The sequence below is a fragment of the Massilibacillus massiliensis genome, from assembly GCF_900086705.1.
In the GTDB taxonomy this organism is placed as follows: Bacteria; Bacillota; Negativicutes; order FLKF01; family FLKF01; genus Massilibacillus; species Massilibacillus massiliensis.
Window position 1 is genome coordinate 1,280,037 of the sequence record NZ_LT575483.1, and the last position, 12,346, is coordinate 1,292,382.

The following is a 12,346-nucleotide window of genomic DNA, read 5'->3' on the forward strand; positions in this document are numbered from 1 at the left end:
AAGACCATAGAGTACAATACTCTATGGTCTTTCATAATTTAGTTAACTAAATTATTGATTTAAAATCCATGCAACGCCATCATTTTCATTGTCTTTGGTTACCTTATCGGCAGTTTGATTTAAATTTTACTTATTTACTAACAAAACGTTCATCAGCTAATCTTGCCCTCATTTACTGTCCGCTCTATCTAATTCAAATATCTTTATTATAGAGCGAATTTCTTCAATTGATATAGCTTTAAAAAGAAAATCAAATATTTCTCTATTAATTAGGCATTTATACATTTGAAACATCAAAAACACATGACTTTCCTTATCAGGAATGCTTAAACATATAATAAATTTAACTTTAATTCCATCAACTTCGAATTGAACAGTTTTCTTTAAACGAACTAAACTGATACCTAGCCTACATGCACCATCTTGTGGTCCAGCATGCGCAACAGCAAATCCAGGAGCAAAAACAATATATGGTCCATTTGCATGGACAAGCTCAATCATTTTGTCTATATATTGCTGTTTTAAATGTTCTGTTTTTAAAAGAAGCGCTCCAGAAGCTTTGATAGCTTCAATCCAATCGCTCGCTTCAAAATCTAATAAAATATGCTCATCTTTTAACATCTTATAAAAATATTGTTTTTTTTGATTTTTAGATTTTATTATATAACATTCATTTAAAGCTTCTATTTTAGGTTCTATCACCAGTGCGTCATTTGATGAAATGAGCTGATATTCTTTAACATATTTTTCAATTTTTTTAATGGTTAACTTTTTCTTTGCAATTTTAGACGTTTTTTGAATAAATTCCTGCATTTTCTTGACATCGGCCTGTAGAAATAACTGGTTGACTACAATTACTGGACAACTTGTATTTTCAAGTGGAACAGTTGATATAATAAAATCTCCATCAAAATTTTGATTCACCATATATGCAGGTATAACATCATCAATCACGACATTAAAGTATTTTACTACTCGCGCCTTTAAAAGCAGAGATACACAGCGTCCAGTTGGACATACCATAATTGCGTGCAGAGGTTCATTCTCTTCATTTCTCGCTTCAGTTACAGAAGCGATATGCATTGCAATATAAGAAATATCGTTTCTATCCATTTTCTTATCAATAATTTCCTCAATGATGTAAATGTGTTTCTCAATACAATCAAAAATCTGTGGATAAAGTTCCTCTAATTCCTCATAAAATGGATTTTTTTGCATTTTTAAATTTGATTTAAGATGATAAATTGTTGATACAATATGACTGTAAAGATTTTTATAGTGTTCATATCCGAACTCTTCTAAAATATCTAAATTATTACATACATCCCAAACAAAAGCTGAAATCTTAATCTGTTCATTCGCTTCAGAATCAAATTCGATAGGTAAACGTTTTACGTCCAAAATAGATTTTATTTCTCGATTGAAACCTTCCAGCTCATACTCCGTAATTTTTTCCTTCGCAAAATAAGATTGTGCTAAACGCTCTAGAAATCCTCTATTTTTTTGATCAACCATATTTATATTATTGTACATTAAATACTTTCTTTGGAGAATCCGATTAAAAGCAATTAAAATATAATTCAGTATTCTTCTAAAAGATTCATCATTTAAAACAATACTTTCTTGTTCTAAATTCTTTATAATTTCTCTACTTACGAAGTCTGGATTGATTTCTCCTACAGTAAGTTGATCTAATAATATTTTATATGTTGAGCTAGATTGACTATCTAATTCATTTACTACTGAATTTAGATACGCTCGTACATTTCTCTCATCACCGGTAATAATAAACCCATGATTTCTTTTTGAAATAAGCTCTAAATTCTTATTTTTCATCTTTTTCTTAAGTAATTCCATATCATTAATAGCAGTGCCTCGGCTAATAAAAAGCTGATTTGATAAATCATTTCCTGTAACATAACTTGATGAAAAAAGCAAAATTATTGATTCTATATTGATTCGTTCCTCTATTGACATTTTATAACGATAAAAATTTATTTTTTTCATCATGTGGATACTTTTTTCAATGAACATATCATTTTCTAATGTTTGAACCATATTGTGATCAATCGAAATTAATGGCTGTCCTAATTCATCATTAAGTTCATAAATATCATTCTTTAACGTACGATAGGAAATATTAAATTTTTCTAAAAACTCATTTGTACTTATTCTTCTACCGCTTTGTAATTGTGTCATTATGATATTTTTTCTATAGTTCATCTTTCATCACCAAGTCTTTTCTACAACAATTTGATTCTCACTACGTTATACTTGCAACTTTAAGTCATCGATTACTATTTTACAGTTTCTTAAACTTTCTATAAGAATATACTCTCCTATAATTCATAAAGTTATCGACTCTCTTGCTAAGTTGAGTTTTCATCAGCTTAGCAAGAATAGTCTAGAGCTTTCCATTTAAATTTATGAAAACTTTTGAATGACCAGCTTTTCGAAACTATCCGTATCTTTTTTTGCAAGTTCATCTAAAAACTTTGGATTTTTAAATGTTTCAATCACCTTAGCCAACATTGGAAGCTGTTCCTTACCATCACGAATAGCCAAATTAAGTACATATTGAATTTCAATATATTCACTCGGATCCTCCATATTCCTAAAGGGTACCGGCTTTATTAATCTTAAGAAACAAATAGATGACTCATTAACAAATTCTGAATCCGTATGCGGAATGGCAATTGGAACCTCAGTATTAAGACCGGTTGGAAAAATTTTTTCACGTTCTATACACTTTTCACCAAATATACACTTAACATATCCTTTTTTATATAATGCTTGAGCTGTTTTCGTTATTGCCTCATTCCAATTAGCAGCACAATCCTCTATAACAACAATTTTTATTTCCACAATGCCCTCCCATTATTTCTGTAAATTTAATTACGCAACTGCAGCTTCCAAGCATCTACACCAAGTTTTCGTTGTCCCGTCTATTCGCCGACCGTACCTAATTTCATAGTAATGAATCCACAGCCTTTTTGATATCATTTTTAAATATATAGCTTCCAGCAACTAAAATATCTGCTCCCGCAGCTGCACACTGTTTTCCAGTATCTTGATTTATTCCACCATCCACTTGAATCATATAATTATACATTTTTTCTTTACGTAAATTATAGAGCCATTTAATTCGCTCAAGTGCATTAGTTTGAAATGGCTGTCCACCAAAACCTGGTTCAATTGACATCACGAGTGCAACATCTACTTCTGCAAGATAAGGCTCATAATTTGCTACATTTACTTCCGGCCTCATTGTAATTCCAACTTTTACATTTTCGGATCTTATATGTCGTATTAAAGCTAGGTTCTGATTCACATTACTCATCGCATCTACATGAAACGTTATATTATCTGCACCAGCATCAATAAAAATATCTACAAAATATGCTGGATTCGTAATTACCAAATGAACATCAAGAAACAGCGATGTCAATCGCTTGACTGCTTTTAAAATATCAGGCCCAAACGTCAAATTTTTTACAAAATTTCCATCCATGACATCAAAATGGACCCATTTTGCCTTACTGTTTTCTATTTGATTAAGTTGCTCTTTAATTTGCGCAAAATCTGCACTTAAAAGTGAAGGTGCAATAATCATATAAATCTCCTCCTAAGAATGTAATTTAAAATTTTATTCAATGACTAATTTGTTCCAGTGCGCTCGCCCTTTATTAAAAAATATGTAGTCTGATAGCTTAAGCCATATTAAAGGCCTTTAAAAACAAGCTCTATAAAGAGATAAACTAATTATAAATATTTGAAAGAATCTTAAAGATTATTGAATTTTATCTTTTGAAAACTCTCAATCAAGTTTTCAACCGCGACCACTGATGTTTTATCAATTGCTTCACGACTGATGGCAGCATTATGCGGTGTTAAAATAACATTTTCAAATTTAAACAATCGTTCATCGAAATTTGGTTCATCCGGATGAACATCTAATCCAACCGCAAATAAATTTCCTTCTTCAAGGTTTTTAATCAAAGCCTGCTGATCAATTAAAGAAGCTCTGGCTGTATTAATTAAAACTGCATCCTTCTTCATACATGAAAATTCCTTATATGAAATCAATGGCCGCTCATCAAATGCTGGCAAATGTAAAGTTATAATATCGGCATTTATTAATACATTTTCCAATGTCTCCTTTTTGATATTATACTGACTCATAAAGGGTTCATCATAATAAACATCATACGCCAATAAAGACACATCAAAAGATTTCAATTTTTTCGCAACTTCTTTTCCAATAGAGCCTAATCCTATAATTCCTACTGTTTTACCAGTAAGATCACGCCCCTCTATTTTCATCCATTTATTTTCTTTGGAATATGCACTTGAAATGCATATTCCCTTTAATGATGCAAACATCAGTGAAATTGCAAATTCTGCAACAGCATTGCTGTTGGCATTTTTAGTAGTTGTTACTCTTATGCTTTTTTCCTTACAATATGCTAGATCAACGTTATCCAATCCAACACCATATCGCGAAACAACTTTTAATTTTGCAGCTGAATCAATCACAGATTGATTCAGCACTTCTGTGCTTAATATTACAGCATCAGCATCTTTTATCGCTGCTTTAAACTCACACTCCGTCATCATTCGGTGATATGGATTGAAAACGATTTTAAATCCAGCCTTCTCAAGCATTTCTTTTGGCTTCGAGCTATACTTACCGAAACTATTTGATGTAACTAATACCTGCATTCCATCCCCTACTTTCTAACTCTGCAGAACAGAATCAAAACTTTATTCCCCTAAATGCTATATACAACGCTCGTTTTACACCAATCCATAATGCTGAATCATATCTACGATCTTTTTATCCATCTCTCTACTAAGTTCTAAAACAGGACGTCGCGCAGGTCCCACCGCTGCTATCCCTGAAAGTTCAACAAAACGTTTTATAACAGAAGGCATCGTTCCTTGCTTATTAAAATCACTAAGAAGTTTTACTTCCTTCTGCAGCAACTCTGCTTTTTGTTCATCACCTGATTTGAGCGCTTTAAATAGATCTAAAATTATATCCGTAATAATATTGCTTAAACCAGCAATTGCTCCTGTAGCACCAAGACGATAACCATCTAGAATAATTGAATCTGATCCTACAAGCACGGACATTTGTGTTCCACAAGTAGCATTAACGTAACCTTTTAAATTTTCGAGATTCCGACTGCTATCTTTTATGCCTACGATATTTTCAATTTTCGATAATCTTGATACAAGATTTGCACTGATATTAACCCCAGTCATCCTCGGTATATTGTATAAAACTACTGGAACCGTTACAGATTTGGCAATATCCTCATAATATTGATAAAGTTCATCTTCTGACGGTGGCACGAAATATGGTGAAATGACTGAAAGCGCATCAACTCCAATATACTCCATTTTTTTTGACATACGAATTGCAGCATGAGTTGAACAAGCCCCCGATCCCGCAAATACCGGCACTCTTTGATTTACCAACTGTACAACTGTCTTGGTGAATTCTATCTTTTCAGCTTCATCTACCGCATAAAATTCTCCATTGCTCCCTAAAACAAATATTCCCGAAATTCCTTTATCAATTAAGTGTTCAACTAACATCTCAGTTGCTTCATAATTAATTGTTTGCTTTTCATCGCGATGAAAAGGCGTGACAATTGGTGTAATAATACCTTCAAACATGTTTTACCTCCTAATAAATTGCATTTAAAATGAACAATGTTTATATTTAAAGTGCTTTACTAATTGCTGCAAGTATAAAATCAATAAAGTTATTCATGCCTCCAGCTGCGACAAGAACACCTGAAGGAAGTGAAGTAACACCAGAATTAGCTACAAATTGCGTACATAAAGAAGCTGTAAAATTAAATGCGAAGAGCGTAAATATCATATAGACACATCCTGTAATCATGGATCTAAACATATTGCCCTTACAAACCATCGTAATCGTAGCCATCGCATAAGTTAATGAAGATCCAAAAAAGGCGGCAGGAAAAAACTTATTCCAAGGAAGAACAAAAGCTAGTAATATACAAATTGGTATCATAACTGCTGCTACCGTGATAGCCGTTTGATTTCCAACCCCTAATGCAATGTCAACACCAATATTAATCTCTGCATCTGCTCCAAGCTTCTTTATCATATAATCTCTAGCAGCTCTACTGATCGGGCTCATTCCTTCCATGAATAGCCTAACCATACGCGGAGTCAATGTAATTGCGGCAGCTAATCCCACTGAAATTTTGATGATTCCAGGCAAAGGCTGTCCTGTAAGAATTCCCAAAAATGCACCTAAAATCGCGCCGATAATTGTTGGATCGGCTAAACTACCAAATTTACTGCCAATCGTCTCAAATGAAATATTAATTTTTTTAATAACCGGAATTTTATCAATCACATAATTTACAGCCAACGCAATCGGCAAAGTTGTCAATATCTGCAGAATTGTGGTACAGGTAGTTCCTTCAAGGCCAAAATATTCTTGCCAATACGGTGCCACCTTGTCCCCAACATAACAGATAAAAACTGAAAGAAGAACGCCAAAGGCTATACTTATACTATAATTTGTTACTCCCGAAATCCCCATCAAAGTTAAAATAAGGGATAATATCGCAGAGGATCTTAAGAGATGCCAGTAATTCCAAATATCAACATTTAATGTTTTAATCAGTTTAAATCGAATCAAGAGAAAATTTACAATTAACCCCAGGGGAACAATAATCGCCGTAAACTGAGTAGCCCACGCCGCTGCCGAAAGCGTCTCCCAGCCAACATCAACGATGCTGAAACCTGTTCCTATACTAGAATAATGTTTAATTACCGGTGTCAATGTAGCAACAAGAAACCCTACAACCAACTGTAAGCCTTGAAATCCAATTCCCACTAAAAGTCCTGCTTTTAACGCTTTAATGAAACTGACTCTAAAAATTAATCCTAAAGCTAAAATCATTAATGGAAGAAGTGCAACAGCACCAACATTCAAAATTGCTTGAACTATATGGCTAAATGTATCCATAGTTGTATCATTTCCTCCTAAATATTATTTCTCTGTTTGTTTTTCCGACAAAATAGTTTCCAGTAATTCAACAATTGCTTTTTTGGTCTTTTCTACACCGATGCCAGTGATAAATGAAGTTACACTTAAAACGGGCTTTGGTAGGGTCCTATCATATTTACCTGTAGTTAATACTAAATCCGCATTTTCCACACAACTCGAAAGTTCTCCCATACTACACGTAGACACATTTACAGAAATATGATGCGCTTCACAAACTTCTTCTACTGTACGTGCAGCAAGCGTGGACGTTGCAACACCGCTTCCACAAGCAACTAGAATTTTCAGCATATAACTCATCCTTCCCTTTTCTTCTTAATAATTAATAAAATCAAAATATTCTTACTATTTGTTCATATACATATTTTACAGAATATTTTTAAAAAAGAAAAATATAAAATGCTACCTCTACTGTCATACATTTGTATTAATCATAAGACATAAATTATCTGAAATAATACAATTCGTAAATTTAAAAACAATTTATGTATTTTAATGCAACTTATATGCAAAACTTCTCTTCTATGAATGAAAAAACATAATCGTCATTATTGCTTGTCCTATATCATTGATTTTTCTTCAATGCTTTTTTTGCAACAGCAGCAATATGTTCCATACACAATCCGAATTGTTTTAATAATTCTTCAGCAGTGCCTGAATGTCCAAATTCATCCTCAATCCCAATTTTCACTACTGGAACTGGATTGTTTTGGCACACCAAACCACAAACAGCATCACCCAATCCACCAATCACACTATGTTCCTCTACAGTAAGTAAAAGACGAGTATCTTTAGCCGCTTGCATAATGATTTCCTCATCAAGCGGTTTTATAGTATGAATATTAATCACCCTCGCATGAATACCATCTTGTGCAAGCAATTCGGCGGCCCGCAGTGCTTCATATACCATCAATCCCGTTGCAACAATTGACATGCCATTGCCATCTCTCAAACAAATTCCTTTGCCAAGTTGAAAACGATATTTATTAAAATCATTGAACACCGGAGCTGCGAATCGACTAAAACGTAGATAAACCGGTCCTTCATGCAATATAGCAGCTTCCACTGCTGCTTTTGCTTCTACGTCATCAGCTGGACAAATAATTGTCATCCCAGGAATAGACCGCATCAGTGCAATATCTTCATTACATTGATGGGTCGCCCCGTCTTCTCCAACCGTGATACCAGCATGTGTCGCTCCAATTTTTACTGGAAGATGTGGATAAGCTATGGAGTTTCGTATTTGTTCAAAAGCACGACCTGCCGCGAACATTGCAAATGAACTGGCAAAAGGAATCATTCCTGAAGCCGCCAATCCTGCAGCAATTCCCATTAAATTACTTTCCGCGATACCACAATCAATAAAGCGTGCTGGATATGCTTGCCTAAAAATCTTTGTCTGTGTGGCCTCCGCAAGATCCGCATCTAAAACTACCATATTTTGATACTTTGGAAAGAGATCCCGTAATGCTTCGCCATAGCTGAGCCGTGTTGCTTTTTTCACCAAATTACTCACTTTTACACCTCTCTTTCTCTAACTTGCTCATATAAATTTTTATTTCTTGCATAGCCTGCTCATATTCCTCCCGATTAGGAGCTTTTCCATGCCATTCTTTCCGATTTTCCATAAAAGAAATTCCCTTCCCTTTTGAAGATCTAGCGATCACGGCTGTCGGGGCTCCCTTTATGCGCTTCGATTCACTTACAGCACTTTCAATTTCTACAAAATCATGAGCATCAATTGTTATAACATGAAAACCAAAAGCTTTAAATTTTTCATCTAAAGGTTCCGGACCGCCAATTTCTGAAACTAACCCATCAATTTGCAAACCATTGCAATCAACAAACATACATAAATTATCCAATTTCTTATGTGCAGCGAACATTGCTGCTTCCCAAACCTGTCCTTCTTCTGTTTCTCCATCGCCCACAATTGTGTATACTCTATAATTTCTATTTTGCAATTTGCCAGCTAAAGCGATCCCGCAGGCTGCCGAAATGCCTTGCCCTAACGAACCGGTAGTCATATCAATCCCAGGTGTTTTTTTCATATCGGGATGTCCTTGTAGCATTGCTCCATTATGACGCAAACATCTTATTTCCTCATAAGAGAAGAATTTTTTATATGCTAAGGCTGCATAAAGAGCTGGAGCCGCATGTCCTTTTGATAATACCAATCGATCCCGTTGTATCCACTTCGGATTCTTGCTATCAATACGCATTTCTACAAAATATAAATACGTCAATAGTTCTACAATTGACAATGATCCCCCCGGATGCCCCGACCTAGCACAATATACTCCGTCAATAATCCCATAACGAATTTGTGCAGATACTCGTTTAAGTTCAAGCTCCTTTTCTTTTTCCATGCTCTTTCTCCCTTTTATTCGCCAAACACTTTTTTGTAATCTAGTCGAAATTTCTCAATTCCTTGATCAGTCAATGGATGTTTCACCATCTGCTCAAACACTTTATATGGTACAGTAGCTATATCGGCTCCGGCATATGCACAATCCATCACATGGATAGGTGTACGGACACTTGCACAAATAATCTGAGCTTGCAGTTGATGGATTTTAAATATTTTTGCAATTTGCTTAATCAAATCAACCCCGGTGGTAGAAATATCGTCTAATCTGCCTAAAAAAGGAGAAACGTATGTAGCACCTGCTCTCGCAGCTAACAATGCTTGATTGACATTAAATATTAAAGTTACGTTAGTTTTAATATTTTCTTTACTCAAAACCTTAACTGCTTTTAACCCCTCTATGGTCATTGGAATTTTCACCACCATATTGGGATGAATTGCAGCAATTTCACGCCCTTCAACAATCATTTTCTCCGCCTTAACTGTTGTCGCTTTCACTTCTCCACTGATAGGGCCATCAATGATTTCTGTAATTTCAGAAATTACTTTTTTAAATTCGCGCCCTTCTTTGGCAATTAACGACGGGTTTGTTGTTACACCAAAGATAACGCCCATATCATTTGCCTTACGAATTTCATCCACATTTGCTGTATCAATAAAAAATTTCACTAAAGCTGCCTCCTTAAATTTTAATAAATATGATGAAACCAAATATCCTCCTTGCGCTTTTAAATTTAAACATTCAATTTTACCTCTTTCTAGAAATTTATCTTATTAACATTCTTCATCCCTCCTACTAAATTTGATATACTTTTGTTATCTAACCATGTACAAATTATACGAAATATTCAAAAAAAACAAAAATATAACTTATTACCTTTAGTATCACACACTTGTATTAATTGTTTTAATATAGAATTTCCAAATAAAAAGCACGATAGAGTACAATACTCTATCGTGCTTTTTATTATTTCATGCAAACGGGATACAATAATCCCTAAATCTTAATTAACTAAAATATTGATTTAAAATCCATGCAACGCCATCATTTTCGTTGTCTTTGGTTACTGTATCGGCAATTTGTTTTAATTCGTCGCAAGCATTTCCCATCGCAATGGAAGTTCCGCTTTCTTTCAGCATTGACAAATCATTTCGTTCATTGCCAATCGCCATGACATTTTTCAGGTCGATTGCATACATTTCGCAAACTTTCTTAAGGGCAATTCCTTTAGATGCGAAAGCATCCACAATTTCTATTCCGTCATCGCCTTCTCGCGTTACATTGAAATCCGCAAAATGGCTGGGTATCCATTGCAGATACCGATCACGTAAAGCAGCAGTTAAATGAAGTAAAAAGATGCGGAAGGGCTCCCTGTCTACGTTAGCTAAAGAAGTCCTTTCCATGACCTCGAATGGAACATTAAAGTTTTTAGAAAATTTCGCAGTTGCTTCGCTCTTTTCTTTCACATACAGCCGATTCAATCCATATACTTTCAGATATAAATCTTCGTTTTCAAGAATTTCAATGAGTTTTTTATAACTATGCAAACTTAGGGGGCGTTTGTCAATCGCTTGAGATTCTGAAAATCCAATATATGCACCGCTTAAACAAATCATCGGTGTCTTTAAATCGAGCTCCTGATAATACGGCAATATAGAATTCGGTGTCCGGGCAGATGCCAAAATGATTTTGATATCTTTTTGCGCTAGTTTTTTAATCATTTTGACGGTGGGCACCGAAATCTTTCTATTATCGCTTAGCAGTGTTCCATCTAAGTCTATCGCAACTAACTTTATATCTTCCACTATTTTACGATACGAATCCCTGCATGATTTTTAATGTCTGCAGCTACTGCTTCAAGATCCGGAACTACGATAACACGTAAGCCACCACGATCTTCTACAATTTTCATGCCATCACAGATCTTATCTAAAGATACTGCATGTGTCATAATTTTATCTACGTCAATTTTACCGCTGCGGATCATTTCTAATGCAAGCGCATTATGCCTTGGTGCTGAAGAGAATACACCATATAATGCAATCTGACGATAGTGAACGAAATTCGCATCAATTTCTAAATTTGGTTTATCTTTTGGCAGACCAGCGAACAGACAAACTTTTCCCATTTTGCTGGCCATATTAATGCCGGCTGTCATTGCTGCTGTATTTCCAGCAGTTACAATCACTACATTGGCACCCATACCATTTGTTAAATCTTTTACCGCTTGGACGCCATCTTGACTGCTTAGGTCAATATAAGCATCATAGTTGAAATGTTTTGCTTCTTCCAAGCGTTTTGCACTCCGGTTGATTAAAAATACTTTTCCTGCACCACGCGCTCTAGCAAGTTCAGCATGCATCAGACCAATCGGACCAGCTCCAATAACAGCTACTGTATCACCCAATTGAATATTCATCACTTCTTGTCCGTTTACTACACAAGCTAAAGGCTCCGCCAAGGACGCTGATAAATAATCCACTTCATCTGGAATTCGATTTACGTTTCCAGCGCGCACTGCACCTGCCGGCACGAGTACATATTCAGCAAACCCGCCGTTATAATGATGCGCAATCGTTTCTCTGGTGTAGCACATGTTTTGCCAGCCGGATAAACAATAGCTGCAAGAACCGCAGCCGATCCCCGGACAACAAATTACCCGTTCTCCCACTTTATAGTCTTTTACGCCTTCACCGACCTCGATGATTTCACCGGCAAATTCATGTCCTAATACGATTGGTGGTTTAATATGCGCGTGACCATGTCTAAAAGTTCTTACGTCCCCGCCACAAATCGCGCATGCCTTTACCTTAACTAATAAAGCGCCTTCTTGAATTTTGGGTGTTTCTATATTCTCTACATCAATCGATGCTGTTCCTTTATAAACTGCTGCTTTCATCTAAAGTAGTCCTCCTTGCTT

General features: G+C 35.2%; 12 protein-coding genes. All 12 read right to left on the reverse strand.

The window, feature by feature from the left end; all coding sequences use genetic code 11:
- Nucleotides 1-168: 168 nt before the first annotated feature.
- The 12 genes from BN6559_RS06335 to BN6559_RS06390 all read right to left on the reverse strand — a co-directional run bounded on the left by BN6559_RS06335 (nucleotide 169) and on the right by BN6559_RS06390 (nucleotide 12,325).
- Nucleotides 169-2,223 carry a BglG family transcription antiterminator gene (locus BN6559_RS06335; protein ID WP_110953931.1) on the reverse strand — a complete coding sequence of 685 codons (2,055 nt, stop codon included), beginning with the start codon at nucleotides 2,221-2,223 and terminating at the stop codon, nucleotides 169-171.
- Between the two features lie 201 nt (nucleotides 2,224-2,424).
- Complete coding sequence (locus tag BN6559_RS06340) at nucleotides 2,425-2,865, reverse strand: PTS sugar transporter subunit IIA (protein WP_199883796.1); 441 nt, start codon at nucleotides 2,863-2,865, stop codon at nucleotides 2,425-2,427.
- Nucleotides 2,866-2,968: 103 nt separating this feature from the next.
- Nucleotides 2,969-3,613, reverse strand: coding sequence for a ribulose-phosphate 3-epimerase (rpe, locus tag BN6559_RS06345; RefSeq protein WP_110953933.1), 645 nt, complete (start codon nucleotides 3,611-3,613; stop codon nucleotides 2,969-2,971).
- Nucleotides 3,614-3,783: 170 nt separating this feature from the next.
- A complete protein-coding gene (locus BN6559_RS06350) occupies nucleotides 3,784-4,722 on the reverse strand; it encodes a phosphoglycerate dehydrogenase (RefSeq protein WP_110953934.1) in 939 nt (312 codons plus the stop codon).
- Nucleotides 4,723-4,797: 75 nt separating this feature from the next.
- A complete protein-coding gene (locus BN6559_RS06355; protein WP_110953935.1) occupies nucleotides 4,798-5,685 on the reverse strand; it encodes a dihydrodipicolinate synthase family protein in 888 nt (295 codons plus the stop codon).
- 46 nt (nucleotides 5,686-5,731) lie between these two features.
- A complete protein-coding gene (locus BN6559_RS06360) occupies nucleotides 5,732-7,018 on the reverse strand; it encodes a PTS transporter subunit IIC (RefSeq protein WP_110953936.1) in 1,287 nt (428 codons plus the stop codon).
- Nucleotides 7,019-7,042: 24 nt separating this feature from the next.
- The gene (locus BN6559_RS06365; RefSeq protein WP_110953937.1) at nucleotides 7,043-7,348 is read right to left on the reverse strand and encodes a PTS sugar transporter subunit IIB; all 306 of its coding nucleotides are present in this window, start codon (nucleotides 7,346-7,348) and stop codon (nucleotides 7,043-7,045) included.
- 274 nt (nucleotides 7,349-7,622) lie between these two features.
- The gene (locus BN6559_RS06370; RefSeq protein WP_110953938.1) at nucleotides 7,623-8,573 is read right to left on the reverse strand and encodes a transketolase family protein; all 951 of its coding nucleotides are present in this window, start codon (nucleotides 8,571-8,573) and stop codon (nucleotides 7,623-7,625) included.
- Nucleotides 8,566-9,426, reverse strand: coding sequence for a transketolase (locus BN6559_RS06375; RefSeq protein WP_110953939.1), 861 nt, complete (start codon nucleotides 9,424-9,426; stop codon nucleotides 8,566-8,568). Before BN6559_RS06375 ends, BN6559_RS06370 begins: the two co-directional genes overlap by 8 nt.
- 14 nt (nucleotides 9,427-9,440) lie before the next feature.
- Complete coding sequence (gene fsa / locus BN6559_RS06380) at nucleotides 9,441-10,094, reverse strand: fructose-6-phosphate aldolase (protein ID WP_110956295.1); 654 nt, start codon at nucleotides 10,092-10,094, stop codon at nucleotides 9,441-9,443.
- 339 nt (nucleotides 10,095-10,433) lie between these two features.
- Nucleotides 10,434-11,231: a Cof-type HAD-IIB family hydrolase gene (locus BN6559_RS06385; RefSeq protein ID WP_199883797.1), complete on the reverse strand. Its 798-nt coding sequence runs from the start codon at nucleotides 11,229-11,231 to the stop codon at nucleotides 10,434-10,436.
- A complete protein-coding gene (locus BN6559_RS06390) occupies nucleotides 11,231-12,325 on the reverse strand; it encodes a zinc-dependent dehydrogenase (RefSeq protein WP_110953941.1) in 1,095 nt (364 codons plus the stop codon). Before BN6559_RS06390 ends, BN6559_RS06385 begins: the two co-directional genes overlap by 1 nt.
- Nucleotides 12,326-12,346: the final 21 nt, after the last annotated feature.

What these genes read in the sequence shown, in the direction of transcription:
- BN6559_RS06335 (WP_110953931.1), bottom strand. Translation starts at nt 2,223, where the DNA reads ATGAACTATAGAAAAAATATCATAATGACACAATTACAAAGCGGTAGA.
- BN6559_RS06365 (WP_110953937.1), bottom strand. Translation starts at nt 7,348, where the DNA reads ATGCTGAAAATTCTAGTTGCTTGTGGAAGCGGTGTTGCAACGTCCACG.
- rpe (WP_110953933.1), bottom strand. Translation starts at nt 3,613, where the DNA reads ATGATTATTGCACCTTCACTTTTAAGTGCAGATTTTGCGCAAATTAAA.
- BN6559_RS06390 (WP_110953941.1), bottom strand. Translation starts at nt 12,325, where the DNA reads ATGAAAGCAGCAGTTTATAAAGGAACAGCATCGATTGATGTAGAGAAT.
- BN6559_RS06375 (WP_110953939.1), bottom strand. Translation starts at nt 9,426, where the DNA reads ATGGAAAAAGAAAAGGAGCTTGAACTTAAACGAGTATCTGCACAAATT.
- BN6559_RS06350 (WP_110953934.1), bottom strand. Translation starts at nt 4,722, where the DNA reads ATGCAGGTATTAGTTACATCAAATAGTTTCGGTAAGTATAGCTCGAAG.
- BN6559_RS06355 (WP_110953935.1), bottom strand. Translation starts at nt 5,685, where the DNA reads ATGTTTGAAGGTATTATTACACCAATTGTCACGCCTTTTCATCGCGAT.
- BN6559_RS06360 (WP_110953936.1), bottom strand. Translation starts at nt 7,018, where the DNA reads ATGGATACATTTAGCCATATAGTTCAAGCAATTTTGAATGTTGGTGCT.